The following is an 18238-nucleotide window of genomic DNA, read 5'->3' as shown; positions in this document are numbered from 1 at the left end:
ACAGGATCTATGACGGAACTTGGGCATGGTGGTTCCAGATCACACGGGGCAGCGTCACGCTCGGACGCTGCGCGGCGGGCGGCTTCAGACGGTGACCGCGCGCCGCGGCGGTGCCCGGTCCGCCGACCATGCCGGAACACATCCCGGGACCGCACGCCGGGCCAAGCGGAACACGATGCACAGTCCGATGTCCCGGGCGGCCTCGATCGCGACCAGCAGCACGGCCACCAACGCCAGCATCGGCAGGGCGGAACGCCTGCCGATGCCGCCGAAGCCGCACCCGTCGCGCATGCCGGTCACCATAGCCGTTCGCCGTGGCCCCGGCCATCGCCCTGCACGGTCGCGTCCGGTGCCGTGCTCCGTCGGGCGGGATCAGGCTCCGGATCGGGCGGGCAGCTGGTGCAGGGCGTCGACCAGCGGCCCGAGCTCGGGCAGTTGACCGGCGTCGGCCAGGGTGGTGGCGAGGACTTCGTCGTGGGCGGGGCGGGCCTGTTCGTACAGGGCCCGGCCCGCGGCGGTGAGCTCGGTGTAGATGCCGCGGCGGTCGTCCTGGCACAGCACGCGGGTGAGCAGGCCGCGGTCCTCCAGCCGGTTGACCAGGCGGGTGGTGGCGCTGCTGGACAGCGCGGCCGCCCGGGCCAGCTGCTGCATGCGCATGTGCCAGCCGTCCTGGCGGGAGAGGGCGTCGAGCACCGTGTACTCCACGACGGACAGGTGGTGCTCCGTCTGCAGCGCCTTCTCCAGCGCCGCGTCGATGAGGCCGTGCAGCGCGGCGAGGGTCCGCCAGCCCTGGGCGCGGATCTCGACCGCGTCGTCGCCGATGCCCATGTCGCCTCCCGAATCCTACGGCGATTCTAGACGCGTACGCCGATAGTTGCAGACGCCTGGTTTGTGGGCCACGGCACGCTTGCGCCGATATACGGCGCGTGCAAGTGTTGAGTTGCACGCGCTGGTAGTTGCAAGCGCGCTGTATTACCGCTACCTGGAGAGGCAACATGTCTGCTATGACGCAGCGCCTGCCCCTGGGGCTTCTCGCCCTGGCCATCGGAGGCTTCGGCATCGGCCTCACCGAGTTCGTGATCATGGGCCTGCTCCCCGAGGTCGCCACCGACTTCGGGGTCACCGAGTCCGCCGCCGGCTGGCTGATCTCCGGCTACGCCCTGGCGGTCTCCGCCGGCGCGGTCGGCCTGACCGCCGCGGTCACGCGGTTCAACCGCAAACACGTGCTCACCGGGCTCATGGTGCTGTTCATCGCCGGGAACCTGACCTCCGCGCTGGCCGGCACCTACTCGGTGATGATGGCCGGGCGCGTCGTCGCCGCCCTGTCCCACGGGGCGTTCTTCGGCATCGGCGCCGTCGTCGCGGCCGGCCTCGTCGCGCCGGCTCGGCGGGCCGCCGCCATCGCCATGATGTTCACCGGCCTGACCGCCGCCAACGTCCTCGGTGTCCCGTTCGGCACGTTCCTGGGCCAGCAGCTCGGCTGGCGCTCCACCTTCTGGGCCATCACCGGCATCGGCGTCGTCGCGCTGATCGGCATGGCCACCCTCGTCCCGGCCGGCACGAGCACCGCCGCCGCACCGGTGAGCCTGCGCCACGAGATTCGGGCCTTCGCACACCCGCAGGTCTGGTTCTCGCTGCTGATCACCGTCCTCGGCTTCGGCGGCATGTTCGGTGCGTTCACCTACATCGCGTACACGCTCACCAAGGTCAGCGGGTTCGCCGCCGGCACCGTGCCGTGGCTGCTGGTCCTCTTCGGCATCGGCCTGTTCATCGGCAACAGCCTGGGCGGCAAGGCCGCCGACCGATCCGTGACCAGGACGCTCACGGTCGTCCTCGCCGCGCTCACCGCCGTCCTGGTCCTCTTCGCGCTCACCGCGTCCAACCAGGTGCTGACCGTCGTCTCGCTCGCGCTCATGGGCGCGTTCGGCTTCGCCACCGTACCCGGCCTGCAGATGCGCATCATGCAGTACGCGGGGCAGGCACCGACCCTGGCCTCGGGAGCCAACATCGCCGCCTTCAACGTCGGCAACGCGCTCGGCGCCTGGGTCGGCGGCGTCACCATCACCGCCGGACTCGGGTACACCTCGACGCTGTGGGCCGCGGCGGCGCTCAGCCTTCTCGGGCTGCTCGTGCTGCTCGCCGCCACCCGGCACGCCATGCGGCATCGTTCGCCCGTACAGCCCCAGCCGGTCCCGGCGAGCGTCGGCCTCGGGCCGGGCATCGATCGGGCCGCGGGTCGCCGATCCTAGTTCCGCTGTCCCGGCGGTGGATCGGTCGGCTCGGCATGCTGCGCGCGGCGGCGTGACGCCTCGACGGCGGCGACCGCGGCCGCCACGGTCGAGACCAGCCGGGGATCGAAGAGGTCGGGCAGCAGGCGGTGCGGCCCGAGGATGCCCTCGCCGACCCAACCGGCGAGGACGTCGGCCGCGGCGAGGAGCATCGTCGTGGTGATCCGCGGCGCGCGGGCGTTGAGCAGCCCGCGGACGATGCCGGGGAAGGCCAGCAGCCCGGTGAGCTGGTTCGGGTGGTCGGGGTGGCAGCTCGCCGTCACCGCCGTCGGCCCGGTCGTGGGCGGCGGCCCGGCCAGCGCGAACACCACCGGCGGCGCCCGCATCGTGTCCACCAGCCGCCGGTCCACCGGCCCGTCGGTGTCCAGGACGAGGACGGCGTCGGCGCCGGCGACGGCCTGTGCCGGGCCGCCGTGCAGTCGTCGCGGGTTGGTGCGGCCCGTCAGCCAGGCGGCGTGCTCCGGCAACGCGCCGGCATCGGGACCGACGATCGCCTGTCCGGTGCAGACGGTCACGTCGCGGGCGCCGGCGTACAGCAGCAGCCGGGTCACCGCATCGCCGGTCACGCCCGTGCCCAGCACGACGATGCGGGCGGTGCGCAGGTCCTTGCCGGCGACGCGCAGCGCGTTGCGCAGCGCGGCCAGCACCACGACCGGGGTCGCGTGCTGCTCGTCGTGGAAGACCGGGACGTCGAGCGCGATCCGCAGACGGCGCTCGAGGTCCCGGCATCCGGGGGCGGCGAAGCCGGTGAGATCGATGGCCCCGAACGTGGGCGCGACCGCCCGGATGGTGGCCACCAGGCCGTCGGTGCTGGGGACGTCGCCGGTGCTGACGCAGATCGGCACCGCGTCGATGTCGGCGATGTCGGCGTACAGGGCGGCCTTGGCCTCCAGCAACGGCAGTGCCGCGGCCGGCCCGACGTCGCCGACGCCGGGCAGGGCGCTGCCGTCGCTGATCACCGCGATGCGGTTGGGGCGGCCGGTCACCTCGGCCGCGGTCTCCGGCCGCGCGGCGATCGAGGCCGCGAGACGGACCGCCCCACGGGTGTACAGCGATGCGAGGTCCTCGGCCGAGCGGGCCGGGTCACGCGGCCGCACCCGGATCGGTCCGGGCGGGCGCCACCGGTCCTCATCTGAGGCCTTCATCAATTGAAGAGTTTATCAATTCTGTGACTCCAGCGGGTCGGCGGCACGATCCGCTGTGCCCATGGGGTCCGCGGGCGAGTGTGCGTGCTGCTCTTGCAGGTGCCCTCGGGCATGCGCGATGGCGGCCGGGGTGTCGGGGAAGCGGGGCAGCTCGTCGGCGACGCCGAGGGCGGTGAGCACCTGGTCGTGGTGCGGGGCGATGCCGGACAGCAGCACGGTGATGCCACGGCGGCGCAGCCGGGCGATGGCGTCGCCCAGCACGTGCGCGCCGGTCGCGTCGACGGTCGTGACCCGTGACATGCGCAGGATCACCACCCGGACGTCGGCGACGTCGGACAGCTCGATCAGGAAATGGTGGGCGGCGGCGAAGAACAGCGGGCCGTCGAGCCGGTACGCGACGATGTGCTCGGTCAGCAGCTGATGTTCCTCGTCGCTGTGGTCGGTGGTGTCGAGCGGGACCTGCTCCAGCCGCACGCTGCGGGCCACGGCCCGCAGCGCCAGCACCACGGCGGCGCCGAGTCCGACCACGACCGCGGCGACGAGGTCGACGGCGACGGTGACCGTGAAGGTGAGGGCGAGCACGAGCGCGTCGCCGCGGGTCGAGCGGGCCAGCGCCAGCAGCGCGCTGGCCTCGACCATCCGGACCGTGGTGGCGAGCAGGACCCCGGCGAGGGCGGCCAGCGGGATTCCGGCGACGAGCGGGGCGGCGACGAAGATGATCGCGGCCAGGACCGCGGCGTGGGTCAGGGCGGCGAGCCTCGAGCCGGCGCCGGCCCGGACGTTGACGGCGGTCCGCGCGATCGCCGCGGTGGCGGGAATGCCGCCGAAGACCGGGCTGACGAGATTGGCCAGGCCCTGGCCGAACAGCTCCCGGTCGGGGTCGTGATGCTGGTCGACGCTCATGGCGTCGGCGACCGTGGCGCAGAGCAGGCTCTCCAGCGCGGCGAGGGCGGCCACGGCCAGCGCGGAGGGCAGCAGCCGGGCGAAGGCGTGCGGGTCGAGGAAGTCCAGCGACGGGGCGGGCAGGCCGGCGGGCAGCGTGCCGATCCGGGCCACCTCGGCGTGCAGGACCACGACGAGGACGGTCGCTGCGGCGACCGCGATGAGCGACCACGGCAGCTGCGGGCGCCAGCGACCCCCGGCCAGCATGGCGGCGGCGACGCCGAGCGCCGTCAGCACCGGTGCCGGTGCCGGATCGGCGACGAAGCGCAGCACGGCGTCGGCGGCGACGGCCCACACCTTCGCGCCGTGCGCGTCGGCGACGCCCAGCGCGGCGGGCACCTGCTGGAGCGCGATCACCACGGCGATCCCGGCGGTGAACCCCTCGATCACCGGGGTCGGCAGGTACCGCACATAGCGCCCGAGCCGGGCCACCGCCAGGGCGATCAGGATCGCGCCGGCCATCGCCCCGACCATCAGCACGCCGCCCGGCCCGAAGGCCGCGACGACCGGCACCAGCACGACGGTCATCGCCCCGGTGGGCCCGGACACCTGCAGGTTCGAACCGCCGAAGACGGCGGCCACCGCCCCGGCGACGACAGCGGTCACGAGCCCGGCCCCGGCGCCGAGCCCGGAGGAGACGCCGAAGGCCAGGGCCAGCGGCAGCGCCACCACGGCGACGGTCAGTCCCGCCAGCAGGTCCCGCCGCGGGCCGCGGCGCGCCGCCGTCCAGTCCGACCGCCGGGGCAGCAGGTCGGCCACCCGTGCGGCGGAGTGACGGACAGCCTTTGCGCGGACCGTCATGCCGCCACCTCCGTCAAGACCACACTGCCGATCCGAAGACTTTATCAGTTCATAAAGTCTTCAAGTCGATGGTCATGCCGCACCGCGCCGCGCGCATCCGCCCCGCCGGTGGAGCCCCGCCTGCGACGGCGTTGCCCGTCCCCAGCGGCTGATAGCCTTGCTGTCATGGCACAGGGGGGAGGTGGACGCAGCATGTCGGTGCCGCTGTATCAGGCGAAGGCGGAGATGTTTCGCACGCTCGGCCACCCCGTGCGCATCCGCGTGCTGGAGCTGCTGCAGGACGGGCCGCGCCCGGTCCGCGACCTCCTGGACGAGATCGAGGTCGAGGCATCGAACCTCTCGCAGCAGCTGTCCGTGCTCCGGCGCGCCGGGTTCGTCACCTCCTACCGTGAGGGCCCCCTGGTGATGTACGCGCTGAGCACCCCCGACCTGGCGGAGCTCCTCGCCGTCGGGCGGAGGATCCTCGGCGCCGTGCTCAGTGATCGTGACGGCCTGCTGGACGAGCTGCGCGCGCACTCGCAAGAGACGTCCGGGTAGCCACCGCACATCCGCACATCACCGCGTGGCCGACGACTGCTCGCCGTCATGACGATGTGATAAATTGAAGAAGTCTTCAACTCGCTCGGATGGCATTCCCGCGGATGGATGAGGTTCGGGCCGACTCGCCGGGGCAACGACGCGCACCAGGGAGGTCGGCGGCCAGCATGCCGGCAGCGCAGCGGACGGCCTGGGACGCCTACCTCACCGTGACCGGCGGGCTGCTGCCCGCCGTCGGCGAGCAGCCGATTCGCGGCGCGACCACCGGCTGTGAGCTGCGCGGGTTCGTCGTGCGGATCGAACGGTACGCACCGCTGTGGGGTGCGGACGGCCCGATGCTGCTCGCCGCGGCGCGCGCGGCGCAGGCGCTGCACCAGCGCGGCGATCGGACCGCCCTCGCCGATCTGCTGCGGGCCATGGCCGATCGGCTGTACCTGATCTCGGCCCGCCCCCGCCCGTCACGATGCGAACCCCGCGCACGCGGCCTCCGCAACGAGGGCGTGTACGGTACAGCGCCACCGCACCGGCGAGGAGGGACCCATAGGTGACAGCACCACCGCGCCGCCGCGACGCCGCGGGCGGCCGACCGCAGGACCGCCGGAACGCGCCCGCGGCAGACCCGATGCGGCGCGCATGCCGTCCCCTACGCCATGACCAGCGCCCACCGGCCGACGAAAGAACGACGCACATGCCCCACGACCAGGATCTCGCCGCGGCCTACGAGCTCATCTACACCGTCGCCGCGGGCAAGGACTACCAGCGCGAGGCCTACGACATCACCGACTTGATCCGGCGGCGCAACCCCGCGGCGGACAGCCTCCTCGACGTCGCGTGCGGCACCGGACTGCACCTGTCCCACTTCCGCCACAGCTTCGCGCACGTCGAGGGGCTGGAACTCGCCGAACCGATGCGCAAGGCCGCCGTCGATCGGCTTGACGGCGTCGCGGTGCACGTCGGCGACATGCGCGACTTCCGGCTCACCCGGACGTTCAGCGTGGTCACCTGCCTGTTCTCCTCCATCGGCTACGCGCGGTCGGTGAAGGAGCTCAACCAGACGCTGACCTGCCTCGCCGCGCATCTGGAACCCGGCGGCGTCCTGGTGCTCGAGCCATGGTTCACCCCGAGCCAATGGATCTCCGGACCGGTCGACACCGGCACGGCCGCCGACGGCCGGCGCCATCTCACCAGGATGTGCGTGTCCCACCACACCGGCACGACGTCGACGCTGACCATGCACTACCTGCTCGGTGAGGCGGACGCCGGCATCCGGCACTGGAGCGAGGAGCACACGCTGACGCTGTTCACCGACGAGCAGTACCGTTCCGCGATCCGCCAGGCGGGCCTCCGCGACGTGCAGTGGTTGCCCGGTGCGCAGGACCGGCGACCACGCATCAGCGCGGTCAAGGGCCGGTGGGCGCGGCCGTCCGTTCCGCGGCCCGGCGGCGGGCCGGCCGCGTAAACGCCTGCCTGACTACGCTGCGGGGATGCTGTTGCGTCTGGCTGCGGCGTTCAGGCGGGCCGTGCCCATGGTCGGTTTCGTCGCGCTCGCCGCGGCCGTCGCCGCGGTGGGTGGCTCCGCGCTGGTGCCGGCGGGGTGGCTCGGCTACGTGGCCGGCGTCGGGATCGCGGGTTTCGCGAGCTGGCGGTGCAGGCCGACGAGCCGCCGTTGCAGCGCGGCGATCGTGTTCTGGTGGTGTACGACCCTTCCGGCTGGGCCCATCCCATGCGTGAGGTGGACTTCGTGGACCATGCCGGCACCTGGGTCGGCACGCTGATCTTCGGGTTCGTCGCGGCGGTGCTCGCCGTGCTCGCGTGCCGGAAGGTGCCCGCGGAACGACCGCGTCCTGCCTGAGGCGGCGTTGACATGGGTCGGCACATCCGGGCAATATGGCCGTACAAATGCCTAGCTTGTCCGATGGAGGCGACATGAAGATTCCGACGGGCCGGCCAGGCGTTCGCTGGACGACGCGGTGATAGGCCCGCTGGAAGGCGTCACCGTCGTCTCGCTCGAGCAGGCCGTGGCGGCGCCGTTCGCCACGCGGCAACTGGCCGACCTCGGCGCGAGGGTGATCAAGGTCGAGCGGCCCGGCTCGGGCGACTTCGCCCGGCAGTACGACGAGACCGTGCGCGGCATGTCGTCACACTTCGTCTGGCTCAACCGCTCCAAGGAATCCATCGGACTGGACCTGAAGTCCGAGCACGGGCGCCGCGTGATCCATGCGCTGGTCGCCCGGGCCGACGTGTTCGTGCAGAACCTCGCCCCGGGCGCCGCCGAGCGGCTCGGGCTCGGCGCCGCGCAGCTGCGCGCCCGGCACCCCGGACTGGTCCACGCGTCGATCTCCGGCTACGGCGCCGGCGGACCGTACACCGAGAAGAAGGCCTACGACCTGTTGGTGCAGTGCGAGGCCGGCCTCGTGTCCGTCACCGGCACGCCGGAGGACCCGGCCAAGGTCGGCATCTCCGTGGCCGACATCGCCGCCGGGATGTACACCTACACCGGCGTGCTGACCGCGCTGATCCGCAAGGGCCGCACCGGCGAAGGCGCCACGCTGGAGATCTCCATGCTGGAGGCGCTGGCGGAGTGGATGGGCTTCCCCATGTACTACGCCCGGTACGGCGGCACGCCACCCGTGCGCAGCGGCGCCTCACACGCGGCCATCGCGCCCTACGGGCCCTTCGACTGCGCCGGCGGCGAGCAGGTGTTCCTCGGGATCCAGAACGAGCGGGAGTGGGTGGTCTTCTGCGACAAGATCCTCGGCCGGCCGCAGCTGGCCACCGACGAGCGGTTCGCCACCAACAGCCTGCGCGTGGCCCACTCCGGCGCGCTCCGCGCGGAGATCGTCCGGGTGTTCCGGGACCTGGCCGCCGGCGAGGTCATCGACCGCCTGGAGGATGCCGGGATCGCCAACGCCCGGCTGCGTGACATGGCCGGCCTGGTGGAGCACGAGCAGCTGGCGGCGCGCGACCGCTGGCGGCAGGTCGGGTCCCCGGTCGGCCCGCTCATGGCGCTGGTGCCACCGGTCACCATGGACGGCCACGAACCGGTGATGGCCCCCATTCCGGCCCCGGGTGAGCACACCGAGCGGATCCTGGCCGAACTGGGCCTGGATGAGGGGACGGGGTTGCCGGCGTGAGCCACGGCGAGTTGACGACGACCCGGTCCGGTGCCGCGCAGGCCCTGGCCGGCTGGGCGGCGGCGCTGGACCCGAGCGCCGAGGAGCTGGCGCTGGCCGATCGGTCCCTGGTGGACACCGTGGCCGTCGGCCTGGCGGCGCACCGGGAACCGGTCATCGGCATCACCGCGGACCTGCCGGAGGAGGCGCGCTGGGCGGTCGCCTGCCACGTCCTCGACTTCGACGACCTGCACACGCCGTCGACCTCACACATCAGCACCGTCTGCGTCCCGGTCGCGCTCGCCGTCGGCGGCGGCGCCCGGACCTATCTGGCCGGTGCGGGGGTGATGGCCCGGCTCGGGATCGCCCTCGGCTGGCCGCACTACTCGGCGGGCTGGCACGCGACGACGACCTGCGGCGCCCTGGGGGCGGCGGCCGGGGCCGCGGTCGCGCTGGGGCTGGACACCGGCGGCATCGCCCGGGCCATGGCGCTGGCGGTGCCGGCCGCCGGGGGTGTCCAGCGCAGCTTCGGCACCGACGGCAAGCCGCTGCAGGTCGGTTTCGCCGCCCACGCCGGGGTGCGGGCGGCGCGGCTGGCCGCCGCCGGCGCCGGCGCGGACCCGCGGGCCGTCGACGACTGGCTGGCGCTGCTGGGCGGCCCGCCGGACCGGCTGACCATCGACGGACCGGCCGTTCCCGGCGGGCTCGCCGTCAAGCTGTATCCCTGCTGCTACGCCCTGCAGCGCCCGATCGGCGCCGCGGCCGGCCTGCGCCCGGCTGTGCCGGATCCGGCGGCGATCCGGCGCATCGTCGTGCGCACGCCGCGGGCGACCGTCCAGCCGCTGCTCCACCACCGGCCGGACACCGGCCTGCAGGCCAAGTTCAGTCTCGAGTACGCGGTGTCCGCCGCGCTGCTCGACGAGCACGTCGGCTTCGCCGCGTTCACCGACGACGCGGTACACCGGCCGCCGGTGCGGCGCCTGGTCGACCTCGTCGAGACCGAACTGACCGACGGCGGGGACCACCTGCTCGCCGGCGAGGTGACAGTCGAGGTGCACACCGGCGCGGACGTGCACCGCGCCACGCTGGCCTATCCGCCCGGGTCGCCGCAGCACCCGCCGCTCGACGGCGCCTTCGCCGGCAAGGTCGCCGACTGCCTGGCCGGCCTGCCCGTGACGGCCGCCGACATCTCCTGGGACCGGGCCGCGGATCTGCTCCGCGCGCACCTGGGCGTCTGAGAAGGGCTGTCCGGATCTCGGCGGGACGTCCGCCTACCGTCTCGTCGCACCGAAGATCAGAACGCGGCGATCTCAACGCGCGGTGCGGCGCAGCCGGACCCGGTACGTGTAGTGCCGCGGCAGGAAGTAGCTGATCGCCAGCTCGACCGGCGCGCCGTTGGCGGTCGAATACACGCGGTCGACCCTGAGCAGCGGATCGCCGACCCCGCAGTTGAGCACCTTCGCCAGGTCCGCGTCCGCGGCGACCGCCGTGATGCTCTGGTCGGCCTCGACGACCGGATCGTCGAACAGCGTGTCGATCAGCCCGACCACGGTCAGCGTGCTGGTGCGCCCCGCCGCCGGGAGCTCGGTCGACTGGAGCAGGCGCTTGCCGATGTTCGGCGGGACGTGCACGGTCGTCACGCAGAACGGTGTCTCGTGGTGGCGGCGCAGGAACGTCATCGAGTAGACGAAGTCGCTCGTCAGCTGCAGCCGGCCGGCCGCGTTGATGTCCGCCTGATGCCCGAGCGGATGCACGATCTCCATCTCGGTGTCGATCGACAACGCCATCAGGTCCTCGATCGACCCGACCTGGCGGAGGTACTTCTCGTCGGGGTCGCTGACGAAGGTCCCGCGGCCGGGCACGCGGGTGACCAGCCCGTCATTGACCAGTTCGAGGAATGCGCGCCGGACCGTCTGGCGGCTGACGCCGTAGGTGGAGGCGAGCTCGACCTCGGTCGGGAGCGGGCGTCCATCCTTGAACTCGTCGCGCAGGATCGCGTCGCGCAGCTCGCGTGCGAGCGTGCCATACGCCGCTTCGTTGCCGCCTGTGCGTCGAGCCAAGCGAGGATGCCAATCTGCTCGGGGCCGTCCCTGGCTTGGCGGGGACGGCTGGTGGCTGCGCTGACCGTGCACTCAAGGCCACATGGCTGAGTGCCTTGCTCCGCTCGGGTGGCACACAGCGTAGCGCATTTGTACGGCCATATCGCAGCGGGGTCCAGAGCGTGCGGGTCAGGTGGCTGGATGTGCGTCGAGGGGGTTGGTGGCGATCCGGGTGGCGACGTCGGTGCGGACGGAGGTGCCGGCGGGGCTGTCCGGCTTGCGGGCGGCCTGGTCCTGGAAGCAGGCGAGGAACTCCGCGCCGAAGCCCAGGCGCGGGTAGCGGGCGAGCAGGTCCGCCCGGGTGTCGGGCGGGAACGCGTCGGCGTGCCGGCCGGCGACCTCCCAGCTGCTGGCGATCTGGAGCAGGTGGGACTCGGGGTCGGCGGCGGGCGAGACGTCGCTGTGCATGTGCTGGACGATGATCTCGGCGGCCCTGGCGGCGCGGCGGGGCGGCCAGCCGGACGCCACGGCGAAGGTCCAGGCCATGTGCCCGCCTGCCTCCTCGAAGGGCAGGCGGTGGCTGTCGAACGGCTCGGTGAGGCCGATGTCGTGCAGCAGCGCCGCGACGTACAGCAGTTCGTCGTCGAAGGCGATCCCGCGGTCGGTGCCGTACGTCGCCGCCCAGAGGTAGGAACGGACGCAGTGGTTGAGCAGAGCGGGGGAGTAGTAGCGGGTGGCGACGGACAGCGCGGCCGCGGTCGTGGGTGTCTCCGGCGTCATCGGAAACCTCCGTGGAAATCCCCGGCTTCGCCGTGGGAGGAACGGATCGGCTGCGGGGCAGGGCAGGAATAGCCGATCCGCCGCCAACGGCGGATCGGCGTCTACCCGCGCGTCGCCAAAACATTCACTGAACGGCGTGCTAACTTCCGAACCTTGTCCCGGACTGTGAAGCGGGCGTTCAAGTACCGCTTCTACCCGACCCCGGAGCAAGCTGCTGAGCTTGCCCGGACGTTCGGGTGTGTCCGGTTGGTGTACAACATGGCGTTGCAGGCGCGCTCCGAGGCGTGGACGCTGCGGCAGGAGCGGGTCAACTACAACGCCACCAGCGCGCTGCTCACCGGCTGGAAGCGCACCGAGGAGCTGGCGTTCCTCAACGAGGTGTCCTCGGTGCCGTTGCAGCAGGCGCTGCGTCACCTGCAGGTGGCGTTCAAGAACTTCTTCGCCAAGTGGGCCAAGTACCCGACGTTCAAGAGCAAGAAGAGGTCGCGTCGGTCGGTGGAGTACACCAGCAGCGCGTTCCGGTACCGCGACGGCCGACTCACCCTGGCCAAGATGACCGAGCCGCTGGAAATCGTGTGGTCGCGTTCCCTGCCGGAAGGCGCTTCCCCGTCCACGGTCACCGTGTCCCAGGACAGCGCGGGCCGCTGGTTCGTGTCCCTGCACTGCGACGACGTGATCGAGCCAGCTTTGGCCTCGGGTGCGGTCGGTGTCGACGCTGGACTCGAGGGTCTGCTCACCCTGTCCACCGGCGAGAAGGTCGTCAACCCAAAGCACGAGCATCGCGACCGGGCGGCGCTTGCCCGCGCCCAGCGTGCGCTTGCCCCGCAAAATCAAGTGCTGTCAGTGTCGCGGGGTGCCATCCGTTGGCGTTCCGTTCGCGGTGGATGTTCACCGGTCGCGCCGGGCAACCACTGCGGCCGGACAACGTCACCAGCCGGCTCGCCGTCGGCGCCGGGGTGCGCCCGATCGGACCGCACCAGATCCGACACCTGCTGGCCTTCAAGTCTGCTCGACGACGGGTGCGGCATCCACGAAGTCGCCGAACGCCTCGGCCACGACCTGTTGGGCTCGTAAGTTCGGTTCGGTGGCTGTGACGTGCGGCTTTGTGCGAGGTCGGCCAAACCAGGGCGGCGACGATCCAGGGTATGGCAGTCTCGCTGGTGTACCTGCTCCTGCGTCAAATCCTGCAGATGCTGACCCAGCTCGCCCGGGACGGCGGCGCGAAGGACGTCGAACTCCTGGTCTTCCGGCATCAGGTGTCGGTGCTTCGCCAGCAGGTGCACCGACCAGATCTCCAGCCCGCAGACCGGGTAGTGCTGGCGGCGTTGTCGCGGCTGCTGCCCCGGCAACACTGGGCGACGTTTCTTCGTCACCCCGGTGACCCTGCTGCGCTGGCATCGACAGCTGATCGCACGCCATTGGACCTATTCTCGACTGTCAATCGTTCCTACGGATGGTGACGGCCGGTTGACACAAGCGTGACGATGGGCGGGTGGATCGTCGGCGCTCGGCGTGGCTGGCTGGTGCGGTCGTCACCGTGTTGATCGGGGTGGCCGGTCTGGTAGCGGTGACGCTGTTCGTCGTCGGCAAAGGTATGGGCGGCGGCGGAGACTGGTCCGGGTTGCTGTCACTGGTGCTGTCCGCGCTGGTGCTCGTGGGCTCCGTGCTGGCCTGGATGGCCCGGCGAGGCGCCGTCCCGCCGGACGTCGACGGCGTCGGCCCGGCGGACCGGCTGCGCGCCGCAGTACGCGTCCAGTGGCTGGCTGAGATCTCTGTCCGCCAGATCAGCCGCCCCCGGCCGCTGCGACTCTCGTGGCACCCGACGGACCGGCCAGTGGCGGTCGGCGACCCGGCGGGCACCGCTCAGGCGCTGCGTGGCGCGCTCGGTCACGGTGACCCGCTGGTATCGGCGCGGGCGTTGTACGAGGCGTTCCGCGCCGACGGGCACCGGCAGTTTGTCATGCTCGGCCCGCCAGGGTCGGGGAAGACCACCTTGGCCGTGCTGTTCACCACAACGGCGCTGGACGCCGCACGCCCCGGCGATCCGGTGCCGGTGCTGTTGCCGATCGCCGGCTGGCACCCGGCGGAGCCGATCGAGCAGTGGCTGACCCGGCGGGTCACGCAGGACTATCCGGGGGTCGCCGGCACTGGACGGACCGGCCGTGCGGCGGTGCGCCGGCTCGTCGCCGACGGTGACCTGCTGCCGATCCTGGACGGTCTGGACGAGTTGCCCGAAGACCTGATCGACGCGGCCGTCGACGATCTGGACCGGGCTGCCGGCGCCGGCCTGCGGATGCTGCTGACCTGCAGGCACGACGAGTACCTCGCGACCGTGAGACGGTCAGGTGCGCTGTCCAACGCCGTGGTCCTCGAGGTCGAGCCGGTACGGGCGGGCGACGCCGCGGCATACCTCACCGAGCGGGAGGTGCACGGCAGCACCCGCTGGGAGCCGGTCCTGGACGCACTGCGCCGCGACCCTGAAGGGCCGCTCGCGTCGGCCCTGTCGACCCCGTTAATGGTGTTCCTGACACGTCGTGCGTACCAGCAGCCGAGTACTGACCCGGGCGCGCTGCTCGGGTTCACGTCGGCGGAGCCGCTGCGGCAGCATCTGATCGAACGGTTCCTGGACACCGTCCACCCTGACCCCCGCGAGGCGGCCAAGGCGCGGCGCCGGCTCGGTTTCCTCGCCCGCCACCTGCGCGACACTGTTCGCGGTCCGGACCTGGAGTGGTGGCGGCTGGCACGGGCGGTGCCGGGACCCGTGTTCACGGCGGCGGTCGCGGTGCCGTTCGCCCTTGGCGGCGCGCTGTTCGGCGTGCTGCTCGGCAATGTCAGCGACGCTTTTGGCGGGTCGCTCATCGGGCTCGCCGTGGGTGCCCTCTGCGGGCGACACACCCGCCGGGCGGCGGCCGGACGCGCGTGGGTGGCCGGCCGGGACAGAGTGTGGCGGCGAATCCGCGACGCATGCGGCGACCTTGGAACCATTTTGAGCGTGTCCGCGGCCGGCGGGGTCGGCGGCGCTGCCGTGCTGCTGTTGTGGCATGCCGTCGACCCGGCGCGAGCCGTTGAGGCCACCACCGGGCTTGTCCTGTGGGCTGATGACGTCAAGGCCGCTGCGTGGCTCCGGGCGGTGTTTTTCGGAGTCCTCGCGATCGTCGTCACAGCGGTCGTGGAGGGACTGAGCGCCGGCCGGGCCGGCCAACCACGCCGCGCTGACCTGCGGCTGCAACGGCTACTGCCAAGCCTCGTCGTCGGCCTGGGAACCGGTGTGGCCCTACTGCCGCCGCTCATCTGGCTGATGGGCGGTGCCATTGCCGGCGCAGTGGCGGTGCCGGTCGGGGCGCTGGTCGCGCTTGGGCGATGGCTGGCAGGGCGCCCGGCGCAGGAGTCCGCGGCCACGCCCGAGTCGACCCTGCGCAGCGACCGTGCCGCGCTGCTGTTGACGACCGCCGCCGCGGCGGCATTGTTCGCGCTGTTCCGCTCGGTGTTCGATGACGCGATCGTGCTGGTGATCGCCACGGCCGCAGCTGTGACCGCGTTCGGTACCGGCGCGCCATGGCTTTCCTACACCGTGGCGCGGCTGTGGCTGGCGGCTCGGGGCGATCTCCCGTGGCGGCTGGTGCGGTTCCTGCGCCGACAACACGCGGCGGGTGTGCTGCGCCAGGCGGGCCCCATCTACCAATTCCGGCATGATCTGCTGCGCGACCACCTCGCCGGCTCCCCGACGGGTCCGATCCGCCGCAGGTGGCCGACTTGGTCACCGCGTCTCGCCGATCTGTGGCGGCGCCGACTGCGATCGGTGGTCGTGGTCGTTTCGCTGGCGGTCCTGCCGGTCACGCTGCTGGTGTTGCCCAAGGGGTACCAGGCCGTTCTCCGTGGTCACACCGACGCGGTGTTCTACCTGGCGTTCTCCCGCGACGGCACGCTGGCCAGCGCCGCGGTGGACGGCACCATCCGTCTGTGGGATCCGACCACCGCCCGACTGCGGCGCACGGTGCGCGCGACCGAGCTGCGCTCGAACCCGTTCGGGGTGGCGCTCAGCCCGGACGGCTCGACTGTGATCGCGGACGCCACCGGACCGGACTACGGGCCTGAGGACCGCACGCGCCTACTGGGCGTGTGGGACACCAGCACCGGCTGGCGGCGCGAGATCACCGTGCCGGCCGTCGGCTTTCAGCAGATGCACGTGCTGGCGTTCAGCCCCGACGGGTCGCTGCTGGCCTTCACCGACCCCAAACGCGTGCGGCTGCTGGATCCCGTCACTGGACAAGAGCGCCGCAGCATTCCCGCCGCGGACGTGTCGGCGGTCGCGTTCCTGCCGGACGGCTCCCTGCTGGCCACCGCGGGCGCCGGCGGCGTCCAGCTATGGGATGTTGCGACGGGAGCGGTGCGACGGACGCTAACGAGCGCCTATGTCACCGCAATCGTGTTCAGCCCGGACGGTTCGAAGCTTGCCACCGCCGCGTACAGCGGAGGGTGGCTGTCGCCGTGGGACGACACGTCGCAACCGTCCGTCGTACTGCCCCTGCCGGCTTACAGCGTGGGCTTCACAGCGCGAACCTCGGCGCTGATCACCGGCGAGGCCGACGGCCACGTGCGCTTCCGCAATCCGGTCACTGGTCTGGTGCGCGTTACGCGCACGGTGGAGGGCGGCGACGTGCGGGCTCTGGCAGGCAGCCCGGACGGCGCTCTCCTGGCCACCACCGGCTTGGCCGGTTCGATCCACCTGTGGCCGATTGCGGCGTGACACGGCGGACCTGATGGCATGTGTCACCAGGTCTGCCGCAGGTGGATCAGTCCTCCAGGACGATGTAGGTGCCGAGAATACCGTCCGGGCAGGTCAAGCGGCATGTCGGTATTCGTGGAGGATGCCGCCGAGTCGATCGTGCCGTCGGATGTCGAGGTGGGCGAGTCGGTCAGGTTCGGTGATCGGTTGGGGGATCGGGGGCAGGGGTGCCGCGGTGTGGAGCGCGCGGTGGGATCGGTGTTGGTTTGTAGAAGGTTTCGTACTCGTGGAGCGCGTGGAGAAGGTGGGCGTGGTTCACGATCAGGGTCTGGTTGAGGAGTTCGGCTCTGCATGAGTGCACCCTGTGCTGTGCCAGAACTGGTCGCACCAGGTGTGAGCTGGTGTTTTGTGGCTGTGGCGCAGGATGGCGTGCATGGCCGTTCGGCTGCTGTACCTGACCGCGATTCGGATGTTCGGCTGGTTGCCTCAGGTGACGCACGGCGAGTCCGCGATGGCCGCCGAGCTGTTGGTGCTGCGCCACGAGGTGGCGGTGCTGCGGCGCCAGGTCGGTAGGCCCCGCCTGTCATGGCCGGACCGTGCCGTGCAGTCCGCCCTGGTCAGGACTCTTCCACGCGAGCTGTGGAAACATCGGATCGTCACGCCGGCCACGCTGATGTCCTGGCACAGGCGCGGGCGGATCGATGACTTCACCGCTCAAGTCTGCCTCGATCTTGCCAACGCTCAATGCATCGGACCCGTTGACTACATCCGATGCTCGGATCGTGTCATGGCACACGACTTTCCCCGTACGGGCGTACGGTTTGCGTCCTCGCTGGAATGGCTCATCTGTGTTTGACGCGAATGACGGTTGAGCAGGCGTTTGGCAAGCTCTTGCGGTTGTCGGGCGACGCGATCGACACCTTGACTCGGATGGGTGGCACTCCGTCGAGATCGAGTGTCCACTGTGGATGCCTGCGACGCGTCTATGACACGTACGCCCGTACTGTGATCTCTGATGCGGCAACGTGAGCTGGCCGGGAATCTTGCTGGCGTTGAAAGTCCCGCGTGGGCGAGCCGCCAGCCCGTGGCCTTACGTACCGGTCGGCCGCGGTGACGTGGTCATGGTCGTTACCGTTGAAAAAGCCGCCGGTGGCCGTTCGACCACCGGCGGCATGGCGGGTCAGTTGAGGCTGAAGCGTTGGTTGGTCTGGCCGTTGCAGTCATAGAGCTGGATCTGCTGGCCGTTGCCGGTGCCCCAGACGTCCAGGCACCGACCGGACTGCACGCCGGAGATGGTGCCGTTGCTGTTGACGTTCCACTGCTGGTTGGCCTGGCCGTTGCAACTGTAGATCTGCACGCCCGCGCCATTGCCGGAGCCCGCCGCGTCCAGGCACAGGGTGCCGTACACGGTCAGCTGCCGGCTCGACGTGAGCGTCCACTGCTGGTTCGTCCCGCCGTGGCAGTCGTACAGTTGCACGCGGGTGCCGTTGGTGCGCGAGGAGTTCGGCACGTCGACGCACCGACCCGACTGCGCGCCGACGATGCGCTTGGCACCGGACGGCGGCGGCGATGATGACGGCGAGCTCGGCGGCGGGCTGGTCGGGTTGGTGCCGTCGGGGGCGACCGCCCGGCCGGTCTGCGGGGAGATCATGCCCGCGCACAGGTTGCGCGACGCCAGGCCCTGGGCGATGCGCGGGATGGCGGCGACCGTGTTGGCCGGCCAGTCGTGCATGAGGATGATCTGGCCGTTGGTGAGCCGCCCGGCGGCCTGGACGATCGCGTCGACGCTGGCGTTGTTCCAGTCCTGCGAGTCGACGTCCCAGATGATCTGGGTCAGGCCGTAGCGCGACAGGACCGACTGCACGGT

Annotated in this window: 18 protein-coding genes; 11 read left to right on the top strand and 7 right to left on the bottom strand. The window is 71.5% G+C overall.

Going from position 1 to position 18238, the window contains the following annotated elements:
• Positions 1-84: 84 nt before the first annotated feature.
• Complete coding sequence (locus AB0J72_RS32670; RefSeq protein WP_363405310.1) at positions 85-291, bottom strand: hypothetical protein; 207 nt, start codon at positions 289-291, stop codon at positions 85-87.
• Positions 292-372: 81 nt separating this feature from the next.
• The gene (locus tag AB0J72_RS32665; protein WP_363405308.1) at positions 373-828 is read right to left on the bottom strand and encodes a MarR family transcriptional regulator; all 456 of its coding nucleotides are present in this window, start codon (positions 826-828) and stop codon (positions 373-375) included.
• Positions 829-1004: 176 nt separating this feature from the next.
• Between AB0J72_RS32665 and AB0J72_RS32660 the strand changes: the two genes are divergently transcribed.
• Entirely contained in the window at positions 1005-2249 is a 1245-nt protein-coding gene (locus tag AB0J72_RS32660) for an MFS transporter (RefSeq protein WP_363405306.1), read from the top strand.
• On the opposite strand, the gene AB0J72_RS32655 is transcribed toward AB0J72_RS32660, so the two are convergent.
• The gene (locus tag AB0J72_RS32655; protein WP_363405304.1) at positions 2246-3433 is read right to left on the bottom strand and encodes a malic enzyme-like NAD(P)-binding protein; all 1188 of its coding nucleotides are present in this window, start codon (positions 3431-3433) and stop codon (positions 2246-2248) included. The genes AB0J72_RS32660 and AB0J72_RS32655 overlap by 4 nt on opposite strands.
• A gap of 15 nt (positions 3434-3448) precedes the next feature.
• Positions 3449-5176, bottom strand: a complete 1728-nt coding sequence (locus AB0J72_RS32650; RefSeq protein WP_363405302.1) for a SulP family inorganic anion transporter — start codon at positions 5174-5176, stop codon at positions 3449-3451.
• A gap of 192 nt (positions 5177-5368) precedes the next feature.
• Here AB0J72_RS32650 and AB0J72_RS32645 point away from each other — a divergent pair, with 192 nt between their 5' ends.
• The 6 genes from AB0J72_RS32645 (at position 5369) to AB0J72_RS32620 (ending at position 10064) form a co-directional block, all read left to right on the top strand.
• Positions 5369-5713, top strand: coding sequence for a metalloregulator ArsR/SmtB family transcription factor (locus AB0J72_RS32645; protein ID WP_360572790.1), 345 nt, complete (start codon positions 5369-5371; stop codon positions 5711-5713).
• 167 nt (positions 5714-5880) lie between these two features.
• Complete coding sequence (locus AB0J72_RS32640) at positions 5881-6261, top strand: hypothetical protein (protein WP_363405300.1); 381 nt, start codon at positions 5881-5883, stop codon at positions 6259-6261.
• Between the two features lie 140 nt (positions 6262-6401).
• On the top strand, positions 6402-7172 hold the full coding sequence (locus AB0J72_RS32635; protein ID WP_363405298.1) for a class I SAM-dependent methyltransferase: 771 nt from the start codon (positions 6402-6404) through the stop codon (positions 7170-7172).
• A gap of 186 nt (positions 7173-7358) precedes the next feature.
• Positions 7359-7565, top strand: coding sequence for a hypothetical protein (locus AB0J72_RS32630; protein ID WP_363405296.1), 207 nt, complete (start codon positions 7359-7361; stop codon positions 7563-7565).
• A gap of 118 nt (positions 7566-7683) precedes the next feature.
• The gene (locus tag AB0J72_RS32625; protein WP_363405294.1) at positions 7684-8847 is read left to right on the top strand and encodes a CaiB/BaiF CoA-transferase family protein; all 1164 of its coding nucleotides are present in this window, start codon (positions 7684-7686) and stop codon (positions 8845-8847) included.
• A complete protein-coding gene (locus AB0J72_RS32620; protein WP_363405292.1) occupies positions 8844-10064 on the top strand; it encodes an MmgE/PrpD family protein in 1221 nt (406 codons plus the stop codon). The genes AB0J72_RS32625 and AB0J72_RS32620 overlap by 4 nt, the downstream gene beginning before the upstream one ends.
• Positions 10065-10136: 72 nt before the next feature.
• Here the strand turns inward: AB0J72_RS32620 and AB0J72_RS32615 are convergent, their stop codons facing one another.
• Positions 10137-10886 (bottom strand): GntR family transcriptional regulator, encoded by a 750-nt coding sequence (locus AB0J72_RS32615; protein ID WP_363405290.1) that lies wholly within the window; start codon positions 10884-10886, stop codon positions 10137-10139.
• Between the two features lie 168 nt (positions 10887-11054).
• On the bottom strand, positions 11055-11645 hold the full coding sequence (locus AB0J72_RS32610; protein WP_363405288.1) for an HD domain-containing protein: 591 nt from the start codon (positions 11643-11645) through the stop codon (positions 11055-11057).
• A 153-nt stretch (positions 11646-11798) separates the two neighbouring features.
• On the opposite strand from AB0J72_RS32610, the gene AB0J72_RS32605 reads away from it, so the two are divergent.
• From AB0J72_RS32605 to AB0J72_RS32590, 4 genes are all read left to right on the top strand, one after another.
• Entirely contained in the window at positions 11799-12719 is a 921-nt protein-coding gene (locus tag AB0J72_RS32605; protein ID WP_363405286.1) for a transposase, read from the top strand.
• Positions 12720-12790: 71 nt separating this feature from the next.
• Entirely contained in the window at positions 12791-13105 is a 315-nt protein-coding gene (locus tag AB0J72_RS32600) for a hypothetical protein (protein ID WP_363405284.1), read from the top strand.
• A 32-nt stretch (positions 13106-13137) separates the two neighbouring features.
• On the top strand, positions 13138-16392 hold the full coding sequence (locus tag AB0J72_RS32595) for a hypothetical protein (RefSeq protein WP_363405282.1): 3255 nt from the start codon (positions 13138-13140) through the stop codon (positions 16390-16392).
• 412 nt (positions 16393-16804) lie between these two features.
• A complete protein-coding gene (locus AB0J72_RS32590) occupies positions 16805-17227 on the top strand; it encodes a hypothetical protein (RefSeq protein ID WP_363405280.1) in 423 nt (140 codons plus the stop codon).
• Positions 17228-17551: 324 nt separating this feature from the next.
• On the opposite strand, the gene AB0J72_RS32585 is transcribed toward AB0J72_RS32590, so the two are convergent.
• Positions 17552-18238 (bottom strand): ricin-type beta-trefoil lectin domain protein (locus tag AB0J72_RS32585; protein WP_363405278.1); only part of this gene is annotated, 687 nt, incomplete at its 5' end.

The organism is Dactylosporangium sp. NPDC049742, from assembly GCF_040674675.1.
Classification (GTDB): Bacteria; Actinomycetota; Actinomycetes; order Mycobacteriales; family Micromonosporaceae; genus Dactylosporangium; species Dactylosporangium maewongense.
This window is presented reverse-complemented; position numbering and strand designations above follow the sequence as displayed.

What these genes read in the sequence shown, in the direction of transcription:
- AB0J72_RS32670 (WP_363405310.1), bottom strand. Translation starts at nt 291, where the DNA reads ATGCGCGACGGGTGCGGCTTCGGCGGCATCGGCAGGCGTTCCGCCCTG.
- AB0J72_RS32665 (WP_363405308.1), bottom strand. Translation starts at nt 828, where the DNA reads ATGGGCATCGGCGACGACGCGGTCGAGATCCGCGCCCAGGGCTGGCGG.
- AB0J72_RS32660 (WP_363405306.1), top strand. Translation starts at nt 1,005, where the DNA reads ATGACGCAGCGCCTGCCCCTGGGGCTTCTCGCCCTGGCCATCGGAGGC.
- AB0J72_RS32655 (WP_363405304.1), bottom strand. Translation starts at nt 3,433, where the DNA reads ATGAAGGCCTCAGATGAGGACCGGTGGCGCCCGCCCGGACCGATCCGG.
- AB0J72_RS32650 (WP_363405302.1), bottom strand. Translation starts at nt 5,176, where the DNA reads ATGACGGTCCGCGCAAAGGCTGTCCGTCACTCCGCCGCACGGGTGGCC.
- AB0J72_RS32645 (WP_360572790.1), top strand. Translation starts at nt 5,369, where the DNA reads ATGTCGGTGCCGCTGTATCAGGCGAAGGCGGAGATGTTTCGCACGCTC.
- AB0J72_RS32640 (WP_363405300.1), top strand. Translation starts at nt 5,881, where the DNA reads ATGCCGGCAGCGCAGCGGACGGCCTGGGACGCCTACCTCACCGTGACC.
- AB0J72_RS32635 (WP_363405298.1), top strand. Translation starts at nt 6,402, where the DNA reads ATGCCCCACGACCAGGATCTCGCCGCGGCCTACGAGCTCATCTACACC.
- AB0J72_RS32610 (WP_363405288.1), bottom strand. Translation starts at nt 11,645, where the DNA reads ATGACGCCGGAGACACCCACGACCGCGGCCGCGCTGTCCGTCGCCACC.
- AB0J72_RS32600 (WP_363405284.1), top strand. Translation starts at nt 12,791, where the DNA reads ATGGCAGTCTCGCTGGTGTACCTGCTCCTGCGTCAAATCCTGCAGATG.
- AB0J72_RS32590 (WP_363405280.1), top strand. Translation starts at nt 16,805, where the DNA reads ATGGCCGTTCGGCTGCTGTACCTGACCGCGATTCGGATGTTCGGCTGG.